The following is a 15,777-nucleotide window of genomic DNA, read 5'->3' as shown; positions in this document are numbered from 1 at the left end:
CTTCCCCTTTTGCCGGATCAGGTTCCGGTCAGCTTTCCGCAGGCTCGTTCACGGCCTGGCGGATGGCGTCGGCCAGCACGGCCGGCTCCTGGGCGCCCGACACTGCGAACTGCCCGTTGAAAATATAGGTGGGTACGCCGGTTACGCCGAGCTTGCGGAAGAAGACCTCTTCTTCCCAGACCGCTTTCTCGTCACGATCGCTCGCCAGCAGGTCGCCAGTGATCGCCGTATCCAGGCCCGCTTCCCCCGCCAGTTCGTTCAGGACTGCACGGTCGCCGATGTCGCGGGCATCGCGGAAAAAGGCCGCAAACAGGCTCTCCGCCATCGCGTCCGAGCAATCCTGCCCGCGCGCCCAGCGCATCAGGCGGTGGGCGTCCAGCGTGTTGGGCCGCATCTCGATGGCGTCAAAGCGGAAGTCGATCCCGGCGCCGGGGGCGGCCTGTTCGAGATATTCGCGCATGGCTTTCCAGCGGCCGGCATCGTCGGCGCTGGAAAATTTCGCTTTCATGTAGTCGCGATAGGGGCGGCCTTCGCGGGCCAGCGTCGGATCGAGCTGGTAGGGCCGCCAGATCGTCTCGACCGAAACCTCGGGCACGGCGGCAATGGCCGCATCCCAGTTGCGTTTGCCGAGCCAGCACCACGGACAGACGAGGTCGGCGACGATATCGACGGAAATCTTCTGGGCCATGGCCCATCAGTTAGGCTGTTTTGCCGGAGATTGCGAGGGTGATTGTGCGAGGGATTGGGCGACGTCCGGGATCGTCATCTCCCGTGCCGCACTGCGCCCACAGAGGATCGGCACAGGAGATGACGCCCACCGGCCATCCACCGACCGAGCGGGACCTGCTCAGACTGTGATGTCGAGCAGGGTATCGGTCATGTCGCTTGCCGTCTGGGCAACAGCCGCCGCGGCGGCATGTGTGGCTTCCGCGCGCTTGATGGCGACGGCGGCCTGGATGATGTCCTGGCCCTTCGCCGCGTTCGCAACCATCTGCGAACCGGCCGTGGCGACCTGGGACTGTGCGGCGAGCATGCCTGTGACGGCAGTATTGAAAGCGACGTTCATGCGAAAATCTTATCGCGCGCGGGCCTTGGCAGGGAGCGGAAATCATGTTCGTGGTTAACTGCGCATTGCCGCTGCCTCAGGGGCGACGGCCTGACGACGATCTCCCGGGACGGCAGGCGCACCCGATCCCGCTTTGTGCTGGGCGCCGGTCATGCGACAAGGCGTCATCAATCAACGGCAACAGGAAGGTGCCTTCGACATCATGACCGAACAAACCACCCCCACTCTCAAGGTCGAGCTCGATCTGACCGACACGGATCTCGACTTTTTCCGGGAGCGTCTCGAACAGTCCCGCGCTTCGCTGGGTACGACGGACGAAGCCCGGATCATGGCGGGTGTCTCCGACATGATGGACAAGGCGCTGGCATCGAACCCGCCGGAATTCGTCAAGGCGCGCATCCGTCAGCTCGGCCCGCTTCTGGGCATGCTGGAAGATGAAGACTGGAAGCTGGAAGGCGATGACCGCAAGAACGTCATCGACGCGCTGGCCTACTTCGCTGATCCGGAAGACCTGATCCCGGATGCGACGCCGGTTCTGGGCTATGTTGACGATGCGATCATGATCGACCTCGTCGCCGCCAGCCTTTCGGCCGAGCTCGAAGCCTATGCCGACTTCGTCGCACACCGCGAAGAACTCAAGGCCGAGCCGGCTACCGATCTGCCGTCGCTGGAAGAAGCGCGCAATGTGATGCAGTCGCGCATGCGCCGCCGCCGTCTGCGGTCGAAAGCCGGCGCCAAGTGGCCGCACACCACGCGCATCCGTCACTACTTCTAGTGATGTGTCGCCGGGTCTAGACGGCCCGGATCGCGGGTCGGCGGGTTTTCAGGAACTCGCCGACGCCGCGCGCGGCCTGGCGGATGCGTTGCTCGTTCTCCACCAGGGCCAGGCGGACATAGCCTTCCCCGTGTTCGCCAAAACCGATGCCGGGGGCTACGGCGACGCCGGCCTCTTCCATCAGCTGCTTCGAAAATTCCAGCGAGCCCATTTCCTCGCAGCCTTCGGGCAGGGGGGCCCAGGCAAACATCGAGGCTTCGGGCTTCGGGATCGTCCAGCCGGCGCGGCCGAAACTTTCCACCAGAACATCACGGCGGTGACGATAGATCGCCCGCGCCTCGTCGACACAGTCCTGCGGCCCGTCCAGTGCGGCGCAGGCGGCCACCTGGACCGGCGTGTAGGCGCCATAGTCCAGATAGGACTTCACGCGAGCCAGGGCGCCCACAAGGCGTTCCGATCCGGCCGCGAAGCCGACCCGGAAGCCGGCCATGGAATAGGTCTTGGACATCGAGGTGAACTCGATCGTGCGTTCCTTGGCGCCTTCGACCTGCAGCATTGAAGGGGTGGGGTCGTCACCGAAATAGATCTCGGCATAGGCCAGGTCCGAAAGGATCAGGAGGTCGTGTTTCTGCGCGAACTTCACGACGTCCTTGTAGAAGTCGAGCGTGGCGGTCTGTGCGGTCGGATTGGACGGGAAGCAGACGACGACGGCGATCGGGCTCGGCACGGTGTGGCGGGCGGCATGTTCCAGGCCGCGCAGGTATTCCTCCGGCGAGGGCGCGTGGACATGCCGGATCGTGCCGCCGGCGATCAGGAAACCGAATGTGTGGATCGGATAGGAGGGCGAGGGCGCCAGCACGACATCGCCCGGAGCCGTGATCGCCTGGGCGAGATTGGCAAAGCCTTCCTTCGAGCCCAGCGTAACGATGACTTCCTTGTCGGGATCGAGATCGACGCCGAAGCGGCGCTCATAGTAGCGCGCCTGTGCCTTGCGCAGGCCCGGAATGCCGCGCGAGGCCGAGTAGCCATTGGTGCGCGGCTTCTCCACCGTGTCCTTAAGCTTGTCGAGAATGTGCTGCGGGGTGGGCAGGTCGGGATTGCCCATGCCGAAATCGATGATATCGGCGCCGTCGGCCCGCAAGCGCGCCTTCAGGCGATTGACTTCTTCGAATACATAGGGCGGCAGGCGCTTTGTCCGGTGAAATTCCATCGATCTATCCGACATGCTCGAATTTTCTCCCACTAACGCATGGCTCCCCGCCCGCTTCAAGAGGCTAGGCACAGCGCATGGCATCATTTCGGATGCAAGCGGGCCGAATTGCGGCGATGTGGCGCAAGGGCCTGCCGCGCCCCTTATGCTTGACGCTCTGGCGCTTCCCCTCTACCTCGCCAGCTTTTCCACACTCCAAGAACAGAAAGACCGATCCGATGAACTCCGATCTTGCCCAAAACGCGAAAGCCTGGCCGTTTGAACAAGCGCGCCTGCTGAAAAAGCGTCTGGACAAGCTCGGCCGAAAATCCGGGCCGGTCGTGTTCGAGACCGGCTACGGGCCGTCGGGCCTGCCGCATATGGGCACGTTCGGTGAGGTCGTGCGCACGACGATGGTCTTGCATGCCTTCGACGTGCTGACCGGCGGCGCCTACGAGCCGAAGCTGATCTGTGTGTCCGACGATATGGACGGCATGCGCAAGGTGCCGGAGAATCTGCCCAACCAGGCAATGCTGGCTGAACACCTGCAGGAGCCGCTGACCGTGGTGCCGGATCCTTTCGGCACGCATGACAGCTATGGCGCCCACATGAATGCCCGTCTGCGCGGCTTTCTCGACAGTTTCGGCTTCACCTACGAATTCAAGTCGGCGACCGAGCTCTACCGGTCCGGCGCCTATGACGACATGCTCGTCCGGGCATTGGAGAAGTATGACGAGATCATGCAGGTGATGCTGCCCACGCTGGGCGCCGAGCGTCAGGCGACCTATTCGCCGGTCCTGCCGATCTCGCCGAAGAGCGGCCGCGTGCTCTATGTGCCGATGAAGTCAGTCGATGCGAAGGCGGGCACGGTCACGTTCGACGATGAGGATGGCACGGAAACAACGCTGTCCGTGAAGGGCGGCCAGGTGAAGTTGCAGTGGAAGCCGGATTTCGGCATGCGCTGGGCGGCCCTGGGCGTTGACTTCGAGATGTTCGGCAAGGACCACCAGACCAATGCGCCGATCTATTCGCGCATCTGCAAGATCCTTGGTGCCGAGCCGCCGACGCAATTCGTCTACGAGCTCTTCCTCGACCAGAAGGGCGAGAAAATCTCCAAGTCCAAGGGTAATGGACTGTCCGTGGAGGACTGGCTGAAATATGCCCCGCAGGAGAGCCTCGCCTATTACAATTTCGTCAAGCCGAAGACCGCCAAGCGGCTCTATTTCGATGTCATCCCGAAGGCGGTGGACGAGTATCTCCAGCATCTGGCGGCCTATCCCGGCCAGGATGAAGCCCAGCAGCTGGAAAACCCGGCCTGGCACATCCATACCGGCAATCCGCCGTCGGAGGCCTCGCCGATCTCCTTTGCGCTGCTGCTCAACCTGGCCTCGGCGGCCAGTGCGCATTCCAGCGATGTGATGTGGGGTTTCATCGGCCGCTATGTCGACGGGGCGACGCCGCAGACGCATCCGCTGCTGGACCATCTGGCAAGTTTCGCCGTGCAGTACTTCGCGGACTTCGTGGAGCCGACCAAGGCCTTCCGTGCGCCCACCGATATCGAGCGGGCCGCGATGGAGGACCTGCTGCTGCGACTGAAAGCCATGGACGCCGGCGAGCGCGATGCCGCGAAGATCCAGGACGAGGTCTATGCCGCCGGCAAGACGCAGGATTTCGAAAATCTGCGCGACTGGTTCAAGGGTCTCTACGAAGTCCTGCTCGGCCAGTCCCAGGGGCCGCGTTTCGGGTCCTTCGTGGCGATCTATGGCGTCACGGAAACCATTGCCCTGATCGAGCAGGCCCTGGCCGGTGAACTCGTAAAGGTCTGATTTCATGAGATGACCCGCATGTCGGGTCATTTTTTCACGACATTGAGTCGAAAAAATTTGACATCAAGTCGGCGAAGTCTTACATCTACCAATGTCAAAGATCATCGACATCAAGACTGGAGTGTTTGACATGTCCTTCCGTGAAAAAATCGCGGTTCTGACCCTGATCGCCAATGTGTTGATCTACGGGATGTATTTCGGGAATACCGCCAAGGCGGCCCTCGCCGGCGAGGCTGTTCTGAGCGCCGGCCACATGATCAGCACCATCGTGCTGCTGATCGTCGTGATGATTGTCGGCACGATCATTGTCAGCTCGACGGCGCCGAAGGATGCGGACGCTCCGGCCGATGAGCGCGACCAGCTGATCTCGATGCGCAGCGACCAGATCGCGGGCTATGTCGTCTCAGCCGGTGCGGGCGGATCGCTGGTTCTGGCCTTGACCGGATTTTCGGTGTTCTGGATCGCCAATCTGGTCCTGCTGGCCCTGGTCGCCGGCGAGATCGTCAAGTCGGTCGCCTGCCTGATCGGCTACCGCCAAGGAGTATAGCGCATGTCTTTCATGGAAAAGCTGAATCTGGCCGCTCTGGCCGGGGGTGTTGTTGCGCTGGGCTGGTATCTGGTCCGGGTCGTGCCGCAGATCGGCCAGATGCCGCTGGATGAGATATCCTGGAAATGGCCGATGGCGATCGCGATGGGGATATTTATCGTATTGCTGATCATATCTGCGGTCCGCATGGCGATTTCCGACCCCGCCGTGCACAAGACAGACGGCGTTATTGACGACGAGCGTGATCGCAACATTGAGCAGCGCGGCGATGCCTGGGGCGGTCATGCGATGCATGCCGTCGCTTTCGCGGCCCTGGTGCTGCTGGTGCTGGACGTGCACAGCTTCTGGGTCGCACAGACCCTTTTCGTTGGCGGCATGCTGGCCGGTGTCGTGTCGATCGGCGTGAAGCTGCTCGCTTATCGCGCGGAGGTGTGATGCATGGCGAAACCCACGCCTATTACCAACCAGATCCGGACTTTGCGGTTCCACACTGATGAGATGACCCAGGCCGAACTGGCCGAGAAAGTCGGTGTTACTCGTCAGACTGTCATCGCGATAGAGCAGGGGAAATACTCCCCCTCGCTGGAAGTGGCCTTCAAGATCGCCCGGATATTCGGCGTCGGCCTGGAGGACGTGTTCCAGTATCCCGAGTAGAGACGTGGTGGCTGCTCTGGAGCAGGGTCGTTTTCTCCGGAACCGACCCTGTTCCGGATTCTTGAGCGGTTGCGTGATCGAACCGGTGAACCGGTGCCCACTTCACCTGATCACGCTCGACTTGAGCGGTCGCGTGATCGAACCGGTGAACCGGTCCCCACTTCACCTGATCACGCTCTAGAGCGCCACTTCCAGCCAGGGCAGTTCGCGGCCCTTGAAGACGTCGGAGGGGCGCATGGCGACCCGGCGAGCGCCCATATGCAGATAGGCGGGCTCGGCATAGGGATCCGACAGGATGGTCATCACTGTCTCTCCCCGCGCGCGCAGCTGGTCCTTGGCCCTCTCAAACAAGGCATGCCCGACGCCGGATCCGATCGCTTCCGGTGCAATGAACAAGAGGTCCAGCGTGCCGCCATGCCCGTCCGGGTCGATCTGGCAGACGCCGAGGAGTGTGCCGTCCTCAGCCTCGGCGACGGTGGTGTGGCCGGCCTCGATCGCGTCGGGTGTGACCTTTAGGTAGGGCGAGACGGCGGCCATGAAGGCCGCGTCATATCCCCAATAGGCTTTGGATTTCAGGCACAGGCGGGACAGCGCCTCGTCTTCACCCGGGCGGGCCGGGCGAAGATGGGGGAAGTCTGTATCAGCGCCCATGGAGGATCAGGCCGAGGCCTGATCGATTGCGCCGTGGCAATGCTTGTACTTCTTGCCGGAGCCGCACGGGCAGAGCTGGTTTCGCGCGACACGGCCCCAGGTTTCCGGGCGGTTCGGATCGATAGCAGCGGCGCGCGGGGCAGCCGGACGCGGGGCGACCGGCTCGCGGTCCGGCCCGTCCATCTCGTTGCGGCCTGTGCTGGCGTCGATATGGCTCGCCTGAACATTCTGCGGTGCCTGCGGCGGTGCCGGAGCCCGCTCGAAGCGGATCAGCATCAGCTGACGGGTCACTTCACCGCGCAGATTGTCCATCATGCGCTCGAATAGCGAGAAGGCCTCGGTCTTGAACTCGTTCAGCGGGTTGCGCTGGGCGTAGGAACGCAGGCCGATCATGGCGCGCATGGCGTCGAGATTCTGCAGGTGCTCGCGCCAGTTGATGTCGATCGCCTGGAGCAGGATCGACTTCTCGATCCGCCGCATCAGGTCCGGGCCGGCATTGACCGCCTTCTCGGCATAGGCCTTGTCGGCCGCGTCGACGATACGTTCCAGAATCTCCTCGTCGGCAATGCCTTCCTCGGCAGCCCAGTCGGCGATCGGCAGGTCGAGACCGAACGTATCCTTCACCTCATTGGTCAGACCCTCGACATCCCACTGGTCGGCATAGGCCTTCGGCGGGATGTGGGCCTCGACGAGATCTTCCGCGGATTGCTGGCGCATATCCTTGATGACGTCGGAGACGTCGTCGGACGTCATGAACTCGATACGCTGCTCGAACACGGCCTTGCGTTGGTCGTTCATGACGTCGTCATATTTGAGGACGTTCTTGCGAATGTCGAAATTGCGCTGTTCGACCTTCCGCTGGGAGGTTTCCAGTGCCTTGGACATCCACGGGTGCTGGATGGCTTCGCCTTCCTTCATCCCGAGCGTGCGCATGATTCCGTCCAGACGCTCCGGCGCGAAAATGCGCAGAAGATCGTCCTGCACGGAGATATAGAATTTCGAGCGGCCCGGATCGCCCTGGCGGCCGGTCCGGCCGCGCAGCTGATTGTCGATCCGCCGGCTTTCATGGCGCTCCGTGCCCAGCACGTAGAGGCCGCCGGCATCGAGGGCCTGCTTTTTCTTTTCGGCAACATCTGCCGCGATCTTGTCCTTCTCGCGGGCAATCTCGGTCTCGGTCGGTTCCTTGCCGAGTTCCTTCTGTTCGCTCAGCCAGGCGCCAAGGCGCATTTCCACATTACCGCCGAGCTGGATGTCCGTGCCGCGGCCGGCCATGTTGGTCGCGATGGTAATCGCGCCCGGCACGCCGGCGTCGGCGATGATGTAGGCTTCCTGCTCGTGATAGCGCGCATTGAGCACCTGGTGCTTGATCTTGCGCTTGGTCAGGATGTCCGACAGCAGTTCGGACTTCTCGATCGAGGCCGTGCCGACCAGCACCGGCTGGCCGCGCTTCACGCAATCCTCGATGTCGGTGATGGCAGCGTCGTATTTCTCTTTCGCCGTACGGTAAACCTCGTCTTCTTCGTCCACGCGGGCGATCGGCCGGTTGGTCGGGATCTCGACCACGCCCAGCTTGTAGATGTCCATGAACTCGTCGGCCTCGGTGAGGGCCGTGCCGGTCATGCCCGCCAGCTTGTCGTAGAGGCGGAAATAATTCTGGAAAGTGACCGAGGCGAGGGTCTGGTTTTCCGGCTGGATATCCGTGCCTTCCTTGGCCTCGATCGCCTGGTGAAGGCCGTCGGACAGGCGGCGTCCCGGCATCATGCGGCCGGTGAACTCATCGATCAGGACAACGCCATTGTCCTTGATGATGTAGTCCTTGTCCTTCACGAACAGCTTGTGCGCCTTGAGTGCCTGGTTGACGTGGTGGACCGTCGCGATGTTCTCGACATCGTAGAGGTCAGCATCATCCTTGAGCAGATCACGGGCCTTCAGCAGCTCCTCGACTTTCTCATTGCCCTCTTCGGTCAGCAGGATCGAGCGGGCTTTCTCGTCGATCTCGTAGCAGTCCTCGTCGAGAAGCGGGATCAGCTGGTCGATCGTCTGGTAGAATTCGGTCCGGTCTTCGGTGCGGCCGGAAATGATCAGCGGGGTACGCGCCTCGTCGATCAGGATGGAGTCGACCTCGTCGACGATGGCGAAGCCGTGGCCGCGCTGCACCATCTCGTCGACCGTGTATTTCATGTTGTCGCGCAGATAGTCGAAGCCAAGCTCGTTATTGGTGCCGTAGGTGATGTCGCAGGCATAGGCCTGACGGCGTTCCGGATCAGCCATGCCGTGGGCGATCACGCCGGTCGTCATTCCCAGCTGGGCGAAGACGCGGCCCATCCATTCGGCGTCACGTGTGGCGAGGTAGTCGTTGACGGTAACGACATGCACGCCCTTGCCGGTCAGCGCATTGAGATAGGTCGGCAGGGTGGCGACCAGCGTCTTGCCCTCACCGGTCTTCATCTCGGCGATGGAGCCCTCGTGCAGTACCATGCCGCCCATCAGCTGCACATCATACGGGCGAAGGCCCAGAGCGCGCTTGGCGGCCTCGCGCACGGCGGCAAAGGCCTCCGGCAGCAGGCTGTCCAGCTTTTCGCCCTTGTCGAGCCTTTCGCGGAATTCCGTGGTCTTGCCCTTGAGGGCGTCGTCGGACAGCGCCTGGAAGTCGGGCTCCAGGGCGTTGATCTTTTCGACCATCGGCCGCATGCGGCTAAGTTTGCGGTCGTTCTCGGTTCCGAAGATCTTGCGGGCTATAGACAGCATGTGTTCTGGCTTTGCGTACAACTGGACCGGCGTCCGGCGCTCGAGTCCGTCCCTCTCGCCGGAGACGCCAACATTGCTTTGAAACGTCAGGGTGACTTAAGGATGGGGGGGATGGGTGTCAATCAAGCCGCGCGGCGCGTGCTACGCGGCATATTCCCGTAAAGGACTGTCAGCGTGGCCATTCTGCGGTTTTTTGTAGGACTGTTGTTGATCTCTGCGAGCCTCGCGGCCTGTGGCCCCGAGCCGCGGCGGACGCCGGAACCGGGGGCGGAGCCTGCGGTGCGCATCGCACCGGACGAGGCCGATCCGGTGGTTGCCCGGGTCGACGGGACAGTGATCCGCCGGTCGGATGTCGAGCGCGAAGCCCGCTCCCAGTCAGGCGATGACGAGATAACGCTGCAGCCGGGAGAGGCCGAGTTTGAACGGGTTCTCGACGAGCTGATCGATCAGCGCCTGCTGGCCCTGGAAGCGCGCCGGCGCGGCCTGCACCAGTCGGAAGAGGCGCGCCGCCGCATGGCGCTCGCCGAAGAGCGTATCCTGGGCAATGTCCTGGTCGAGACGGCGCTGGACGATGCCGTGACGGAAGAAACCATCCAGCGCATCTATCGCGAACAGATCCGCCTGATCCCGCTGGGCGAGGAAGTGCGGGCGCGTCACATACTTGTCGATACGCGCGCCGAGGCTGATGCCATCGCGCAGCTGCTGGCCGAGGGGCGGGATTTCGCCGAGCTCGCCGTAGCGATGAGCCAGGATCAGGCAACACGGCTGGAAGGCGGCGATCTGGGCTATTTCAGCCGCGAGGGCATACTGCCCGCTTTCGGCTCCGTCGCCTTCTCGACGCCTGAGGGTGTCGTTTCCGAGCCTTTCCGCAGCGAATTCGGCTGGCATTTGCTCAAAGTGGTCGATCGCCGCCGCCAGCCGCCGCCATCGATCGAGGCGCTGCGGCCGAACATCGTACGCTTCTACACCTTCGATCAGCTGGAAGCGCTGATTGACGGTCTGCGGGACAGTGCCCAGATCGAGCGGCCGGAGATCGTCATCGAGGCGGACGATGGGGGCGAGCCGGACATCTATGCCGAGCCGGAGGCTCATGACCGCGGCCTGCCCGGCGAGGACGACAGTCCCGACCAGCCGGGTTAAGCCGGTATTCACCGCGTTTCTGCACCCGATCTTAAAGGAGTTCACGCACGATGTCGGCTGGTAGCCCCAAACCGGTGATCCATGTCGCCGCCTGTGCCTTGCTGGACCCGGATGGACGGATCCTCATAGCCAGACGGCCTGAAGGCAAACCGATGGCGGGGTATTGGGAGTTTCCCGGTGGCAAGATCGAGCCCGGGGAAACGCCGGAGCAAACCGTTGTCCGGGAGCTCCGTGAGGAATTGGGAGTGGAGCCATGCGAACGATGCCTGCATCCCTTCGCCTTCGTATCCCATCCCTACGAAACCTTTCACATCGTGATGCCGCTCTTCCTGTGCCGTACCTGGGACGGGTTCGCCCGTCCGCTGGAAGGCCAGGAGATCGCCTGGGTCCGCAAGGAAAAGCTGGGCGAGTACAAGCTGTCGGCAGCAGACCGGTCCCTGGCCGCAGAGATCCGCGACCGGCTCTGATCCGGCGCCTGTCCGGTTTTTGGGGCAATACGTGCGGTGCCACGGCGATCGAATACTCGATCATCGCCGCGCTGATCTCGATCATGATCATCGGCGGCCTGACCGTAATCGGTCCGGCCATCATGGACATGCTCAACCAGGCATCCGCGCCCTTCTAGCGGCCGGCCTTTTCTCCCAGAGACTGTTCCCGAACGCCCAGCGCGTCTGCCAGCCGGTGCGTCGCCGAGCCCGGGCGTTTCGGCTTGGGCTGATCCGGGTGCGGGGCCCAGCCTGCAGCATGCACGATCTCGAACGTCGCGCGGATGCGGCCGTCCTCGTCGGCAAACTGTTGCGTGTAGAGCTCTGCTGTCCGCATGAAGAGTGCACGCGAGGCGGGGCTTCGGGGACGGTCGGCAAGGGCCGAGGCCTCACCCATGCCCCGCAGATCGGCCATCAGCGCGAAGACATTATTGTAGCGCACCGTCACCCGGTCGATATCGGCAACCGGCATGGCAAATCCGGCGCGCTGCATCAGCGCAGCCATGTCGAACGTGCCGGCATAGGGCGAAACCCGTGCGCTCGCACCGCCGGTCAGTTCGCTCTCCGCCGTCATCAGGCAACGCCGCAGCTCGTTGAGTGTCGCTCCGCCCAGAAGGGATGCCGCAAAGAAGCCGTCCGGCTTCAGCGCGTGATTGATCTGTACCAGCACGCCGGGCAGGTCGTTGGTCCAGTGCAGCCCCCAGGGGGCCAGGACGAGATCCAGGCTTTCTTCCGCGAAGGGCAGCGCCTCCTCGTCCAGCGCCAGAGCCGGGCGGTCCAGAGTTGCGGCGACAGCTGGCGACAGATCTGCACTGGTCAGCCAGCCGATCTTGCCGCCGGCGGGGCGGGCCATCAGCTCGTCGGCCAGACCCGGCCCGCCGCCCAGTATGGCGGCGCGCCCGAAGTCCCGCGTGACACTCTCCACCCGGTCGCACATATCGTCGAATGCACGGCGCACGAGGAAGTTGTAGTCTGCCAGACGTGCCGCAGCACGGTTGCGGCGTGTGCGCAGCAGGGTCCGGTCGAAAAGGTTGGGTGGCGTGTCGGAATTCATGGTGCGGGATATGCCGTCTAAGGGCCGCCGGGAAAAGGGGGCAGGTGTGTGATTGGCGCGATTGCTAGCCGTCTGGCCGATCTGGCCTGGCCGCCTGTCTGCCCGGTGACGGGGAGTGCCGTCGACGCCAGCGGCCGGCTGCAGGCCGCTGGCTGGGCGCGGCTGACCTTTCTGGATGCGCCCTGGTGCAGCGTGTGCGGCCTGCCCTTTCCCTATCCCGGGGGCAGCGCGTCCACATCTGCAACATTGTGCGCCCTGTGTGTCGCAAAACAACCCGTTTACGACCTCGTCCGTGCCCCATTGGCGTATGATGATGCCTCACGTCCGCTGGTCCTCGGCTTCAAGCATGGCAGCCGGCGCGAGATGATCGACCAGTTCGCCCGCTGGATGATCGCGGCGGGCGGTGATTGCATCGGCGGTGCCGATGCCATCCTGCCGGTGCCGCTGCACTGGCGGCGCCTTCTGGCGCGCCGCTACAACCAGTCGGCCCTGCTCGGCGCTGCGATGGCCCGGCTGTCCGGCGTGCCGATGGAAACCGGCTGGCTGCTGCGCCGGCGGGCGACACCCAGTCAGGCCGGACAGAGCGCCCGCTCGCGCAAGCGCAATGTCGCCGGCGCCTTCCATGTGCCGGACCGCAGCCGTGTCGAAGGGCGCCGCGTGATACTGGTCGACGACGTCTTCACGACCGGTGCCACAGCGACCGCCTGTACCCGGACGCTGAAGCGGGCAGGTGCGGACCATGTATCCGTTATGACACTGTGCCGAGTTGTCAGGTCTACCGATCCCACTATCTAGGTGGACTGAATGGATCGTCCGGCCGCTCGCCCGCCGCGGCCGGCCTGTAATGGAGTAGTTTGATGGCCCAAGTGACAATCTATACACGCGCTATGTGTGGCTATTGTGCCCGCGCCGTATCCCTTCTCAAGCAGAAGGGGGTGACCTTCAACGAGATCGATGCCGGCTTCGACCAAGCCAAGCGCAACGAGATGATCCAGCGCTCGAATGGCGGTCGCACCTTCCCGCAGATTTTCGTCGGCGATATTCACATCGGCGGCTGCGACGACATGTTGGCTCTTGAACGGGCCGGCAAGCTGGATGATATGCTCGCCGCCTGATGAGCCAACTCGACATTGCCCTCGTCCAGATGCGATCGGGGATCGACCCTGAAGCGAACATCAAGGACGCCATCCGCCTGATCCGGGATGCGGCGGCTACCGGTGCGCAGCTCGTTGCCACGCCGGAAACCACGCATCTCGTGCAGAAGAACGCCGCGGAAGCCTTCAAGGTGCTGCACGCGCCGGAGACCGAACCGGCCCTGCCGGCCTTTTCGGCGCTGGCGCGCGAACTGGGTATCACGCTGCTGATCGGCTCGCTTGCCGTGCGCACGCCGGACGGCCGGGCGGCAAACCGCAGCTTCCTGTTCGGGCCCGACGGCGCTTTGCTGGCGAGCTATGACAAGGCGCATATGTTCGATGTCGGCCTGGGCAAGGGCGAGACCTACCGGGAAAGCGACAATTACGCGCCCGGCGACCGGCTGGTCGTGGCCGATGCCGCCGGAGCCCGGCTGGGCCTGTCGATCTGCTATGATGTGCGCTTCGCCTATCTCTACCGGCGCCTGGCCAAGGCGGGCGCCCAGATCCTCGCCGTTCCGGCCGCCTTCACCCGGCCGACCGGACGGGCGCACTGGGAAGTGCTGTTGCGGGCGCGGGCGATCGAGACGGGCAGCTATGTCATCGCACCGGCGCAGTCGGGCCTGCATGAGGACGGCCGCAAGACCTGGGGCCATTCGATGATCATCGGCCCCTGGGGCGAGGTGGTTGCCGTCCGCAAGGATGCCGAGCCGGGGGTGCTGAGCGCGCGCATCGATCTCGACAAGGTCGCCGAGGCCCGCCGCCGTGTTCCGGCCCTGGAACATGACCGTGATCTAACCGGTCCGGACATGCCGTCGCCGACATGATCCGCTATGCGCTGCGCTGTGACCGGGACCATGAATTCGAGGCCTGGTTCTCCAACTCCGATGCCTGCGACGACCAGATCGAACGCGATCTGGTGCAATGCCCCGAATGCGGATCGAGCGACGTGCACAAGGCGCTTATGGCGCCGGCCGTGTCGACTTCCCGCAAGCGCGAGGCGGCATCTCCGGAGGCGCAATTCCGCGATCTTGCCGACCGGGTGAAGGCGCACATCCGCAAGAATTACGACTATGTCGGCGGCGATTTCGCCCGCGAAGCGAGGGCCATGCATGACGGTGAGAAGCCGGAACGCCTGATCTATGGCGAGACCACACCGGAAGAGAGTCGCAAGCTTGCCGATGACGGCGTCCCGGTCGCCCCGCTTCCCGATGTCATGGCGCCGACACCGCCCAAGAAGGCGAACTGATAGCGCCTATTCCGGCTGCCAGCCGCGCGCGGCGGCCGTCTCTTCCTCCGCTGCTGACAGGGCCTCCCCGGATATCCAGGTATCGACACTGTCCAGCACGGTCAGCGGCAGGGCCGTTCCTGCTGTACGGACTTCCGTTCCTGTCTCTCCCCGTGCCGGTGCCGTGAGATCGATCTGCCAGTCGCCGTCGGTCCGGCAGGCGATACCGGCGGTTCCCGATGCCGTGAAGGTGCGGCAATAGCGGCCGTCTTGGTGACGGAAGCTGACCTGGACCGCCAGGGAGGAAGCGTTCTGTGCGCCGGGCCGGTCGAGGGCGGAAGCGAGGCGGCTGCCTGCTGTCATGCGCCCGCCTTCGAAACTGAACGGGTTGCCGGGACCGGGCGCTGTTAGCTGGGTGCCGATGACGACCCCCGCAGCAACCGCCGACACCACGGCAATCGTGTGCGGTGCATGCCAGCCCTGCAGCAGGCGTGCGAGCCAGCCGGGGCCGTCATCTGCTCCGGCCGGCGCCGGGTTCGGGGCGGCCGTTTTTACCAGCGCTTCCAGATGTTCCGGGACGGGTTCACTCAGCACCGGATTGAAATGACCGGCCAGGGTTCCGCGCAGGGATTGCATCGTCTCCGCCCGGTGGCGCAGGGCGGGGTCGTCCCGCAGGGCCGCCTCGACGCGGGCGGTCTCTGCCGCGTCCAGCTCGCCGTCGACATAGGCCATCAGGGTTTCGTCCTCGACCGTCATGACGATGCCTCCCGCTGCGGGTTGAGAATGGCCTCCAGCGCGGAACGGCCGCGCGCGAGACGGCTTGTAAGCGTGCCCATCGGCACGTCCATCACCGCCGCGGCTTCCTTGTAGGACAGGCCCTCAACAAGAACGAGTGCGACGGCAAGGCGCTGATCCTCGGGCAGGGTTTCCATCGCCTGTTCCACCGACATGGCCCTGATGCGCTTGTCGAACTCCGGATCCTCCCGGCCGACGGCTGCGCCGGCTTCCTCGGGGGCGAACCGGGTGTCGCGGCGCTGGCGAAACCGGACTTCATCGATCCAGGCGTTTTTCATGATACGGTACATCCAGCTGTCCAGGCGCGTGCCGTCACGCCATTGATTCAGGCGGGCAAGAGCGCGTTCCAGCGTCATCTGGACGAGATCGTCCGCATCGGCGGCATCGCGGGTCAGGGACCGCGCGAACCGGCGGAGCCGGGGCAGATAGCTGATGATCTCGTTTTCCACGCGTGGGTTTCTCGCGCCCATGCCATGTTCCGATAACGAC

The 15,777-nt window shown here is 63.9% G+C and carries 20 protein-coding genes; 12 read left to right on the top strand and 8 right to left on the bottom strand.

The features are described from left to right. Window positions 1-28 precede the first annotated feature (28 nt). Window positions 29-688 carry a DsbA family oxidoreductase gene (locus ACXAJV_RS15115; protein ID WP_475086249.1) on the bottom strand — a complete coding sequence of 220 codons (660 nt, stop codon included), beginning with the start codon at window positions 686-688 and terminating at the stop codon, window positions 29-31. 159 nt (window positions 689-847) lie between these two features. Beyond that, window positions 848-1,066 (bottom strand): hypothetical protein, encoded by a 219-nt coding sequence (locus ACXAJV_RS15110; protein ID WP_475086248.1) that lies wholly within the window; start codon window positions 1,064-1,066, stop codon window positions 848-850. Window positions 1,067-1,268: 202 nt separating this feature from the next. Here ACXAJV_RS15110 and ACXAJV_RS15105 point away from each other — a divergent pair, with 202 nt between their 5' ends. After that, a complete protein-coding gene (locus ACXAJV_RS15105; protein ID WP_475086247.1) occupies window positions 1,269-1,841 on the top strand; it encodes a YkvA family protein in 573 nt (190 codons plus the stop codon). A gap of 16 nt (window positions 1,842-1,857) precedes the next feature. Here ACXAJV_RS15105 and ACXAJV_RS15100 read toward each other — a convergent pair whose 3' ends face one another. Then, window positions 1,858-3,066, bottom strand: coding sequence for an LL-diaminopimelate aminotransferase (locus tag ACXAJV_RS15100; protein ID WP_475086246.1), 1,209 nt, complete (start codon window positions 3,064-3,066; stop codon window positions 1,858-1,860). Window positions 3,067-3,269: 203 nt separating this feature from the next. Between ACXAJV_RS15100 and ACXAJV_RS15095 the strand changes: the two genes are divergently transcribed. The 4 genes from ACXAJV_RS15095 (at window position 3,270) to ACXAJV_RS15080 (ending at window position 6,057) form a co-directional block, all read left to right on the top strand. After that, window positions 3,270-4,856 (top strand): lysine--tRNA ligase, encoded by a 1,587-nt coding sequence (locus ACXAJV_RS15095; RefSeq protein ID WP_475086245.1) that lies wholly within the window; start codon window positions 3,270-3,272, stop codon window positions 4,854-4,856. 130 nt (window positions 4,857-4,986) lie between these two features. Then, window positions 4,987-5,403, top strand: a complete 417-nt coding sequence (locus ACXAJV_RS15090; protein WP_475086244.1) for a hypothetical protein — start codon at window positions 4,987-4,989, stop codon at window positions 5,401-5,403. 3 nt (window positions 5,404-5,406) lie between these two features. Beyond that, window positions 5,407-5,838, top strand: a complete 432-nt coding sequence (locus tag ACXAJV_RS15085; RefSeq protein ID WP_475086243.1) for a hypothetical protein — start codon at window positions 5,407-5,409, stop codon at window positions 5,836-5,838. A 3-nt stretch (window positions 5,839-5,841) separates the two neighbouring features. Continuing rightward, entirely contained in the window at window positions 5,842-6,057 is a 216-nt protein-coding gene (locus ACXAJV_RS15080) for a helix-turn-helix transcriptional regulator (protein WP_475086242.1), read from the top strand. 177 nt (window positions 6,058-6,234) lie between these two features. On the opposite strand, the gene ACXAJV_RS15075 is transcribed toward ACXAJV_RS15080, so the two are convergent. Both ACXAJV_RS15075 and secA read right to left on the bottom strand, forming a co-directional pair. After that, window positions 6,235-6,708, bottom strand: coding sequence for a GNAT family N-acetyltransferase (locus ACXAJV_RS15075; protein ID WP_475086241.1), 474 nt, complete (start codon window positions 6,706-6,708; stop codon window positions 6,235-6,237). Between the two features lie 6 nt (window positions 6,709-6,714). Then, window positions 6,715-9,456: a preprotein translocase subunit SecA gene (secA, locus tag ACXAJV_RS15070; protein ID WP_475086240.1), complete on the bottom strand. Its 2,742-nt coding sequence runs from the start codon at window positions 9,454-9,456 to the stop codon at window positions 6,715-6,717. A 279-nt stretch (window positions 9,457-9,735) separates the two neighbouring features. On the opposite strand from secA, the gene ACXAJV_RS15065 reads away from it, so the two are divergent. The 3 genes from ACXAJV_RS15065 to ACXAJV_RS15055 are packed head-to-tail and all read left to right on the top strand — an operon-like array spanning window position 9,736 to window position 11,221. After that, entirely contained in the window at window positions 9,736-10,596 is an 861-nt protein-coding gene (locus ACXAJV_RS15065; protein WP_475086239.1) for a peptidylprolyl isomerase, read from the top strand. A gap of 50 nt (window positions 10,597-10,646) precedes the next feature. Next, on the top strand, window positions 10,647-11,063 hold the full coding sequence (mutT, locus tag ACXAJV_RS15060) for an 8-oxo-dGTP diphosphatase MutT (protein ID WP_475086238.1): 417 nt from the start codon (window positions 10,647-10,649) through the stop codon (window positions 11,061-11,063). After that, on the top strand, window positions 10,979-11,221 hold the full coding sequence (locus tag ACXAJV_RS15055) for a Flp family type IVb pilin (RefSeq protein WP_475086272.1): 243 nt from the start codon (window positions 10,979-10,981) through the stop codon (window positions 11,219-11,221). The genes mutT and ACXAJV_RS15055 overlap by 85 nt, the downstream gene beginning before the upstream one ends. Here ACXAJV_RS15055 and ACXAJV_RS15050 read toward each other — a convergent pair. Next, window positions 11,218-12,135: a methyltransferase domain-containing protein gene (locus ACXAJV_RS15050; RefSeq protein WP_475086237.1), complete on the bottom strand. Its 918-nt coding sequence runs from the start codon at window positions 12,133-12,135 to the stop codon at window positions 11,218-11,220. The two genes, ACXAJV_RS15055 and ACXAJV_RS15050, sit on opposite strands and share 4 nt — an antisense overlap. Window positions 12,136-12,183: 48 nt before the next feature. Between ACXAJV_RS15050 and ACXAJV_RS15045 the strand changes: the two genes are divergently transcribed. The 4 genes from ACXAJV_RS15045 to ACXAJV_RS15030 all read left to right on the top strand — a co-directional run bounded on the left by ACXAJV_RS15045 (window position 12,184) and on the right by ACXAJV_RS15030 (window position 14,514). Continuing rightward, the gene (locus tag ACXAJV_RS15045; protein ID WP_475086236.1) at window positions 12,184-12,930 is read left to right on the top strand and encodes a double zinc ribbon domain-containing protein; all 747 of its coding nucleotides are present in this window, start codon (window positions 12,184-12,186) and stop codon (window positions 12,928-12,930) included. 62 nt (window positions 12,931-12,992) lie between these two features. Next, window positions 12,993-13,250 (top strand): glutaredoxin 3, encoded by a 258-nt coding sequence (gene grxC / locus ACXAJV_RS15040; protein ID WP_475086235.1) that lies wholly within the window; start codon window positions 12,993-12,995, stop codon window positions 13,248-13,250. Next, window positions 13,250-14,092, top strand: a complete 843-nt coding sequence (locus ACXAJV_RS15035; protein WP_475086234.1) for a carbon-nitrogen hydrolase family protein — start codon at window positions 13,250-13,252, stop codon at window positions 14,090-14,092. Before grxC ends, ACXAJV_RS15035 begins: the two co-directional genes overlap by 1 nt. Beyond that, on the top strand, window positions 14,089-14,514 hold the full coding sequence (locus tag ACXAJV_RS15030) for a DUF1178 family protein (RefSeq protein ID WP_475086233.1): 426 nt from the start codon (window positions 14,089-14,091) through the stop codon (window positions 14,512-14,514). The genes ACXAJV_RS15035 and ACXAJV_RS15030 overlap by 4 nt, the downstream gene beginning before the upstream one ends. A gap of 6 nt (window positions 14,515-14,520) precedes the next feature. Here ACXAJV_RS15030 and ACXAJV_RS15025 read toward each other — a convergent pair whose 3' ends face one another. Together ACXAJV_RS15025 and ACXAJV_RS15020 are read right to left on the bottom strand one after the other, a co-directional pair. Beyond that, window positions 14,521-15,249, bottom strand: a complete 729-nt coding sequence (locus tag ACXAJV_RS15025; protein WP_475086232.1) for an anti-sigma factor family protein — start codon at window positions 15,247-15,249, stop codon at window positions 14,521-14,523. Next, window positions 15,246-15,758, bottom strand: coding sequence for a sigma-70 family RNA polymerase sigma factor (locus tag ACXAJV_RS15020; protein ID WP_475086231.1), 513 nt, complete (start codon window positions 15,756-15,758; stop codon window positions 15,246-15,248). The genes ACXAJV_RS15025 and ACXAJV_RS15020 overlap by 4 nt, the downstream gene beginning before the upstream one ends. Between the last annotated feature and the right edge of the window lie 19 nt (window positions 15,759-15,777).

Source organism: Maricaulis sp. ABE4_448, from assembly GCF_056160825.1.
Note: the sequence above shows the minus strand (reverse complement) of the source record. Positions and strands in the feature narration are given on the sequence as shown.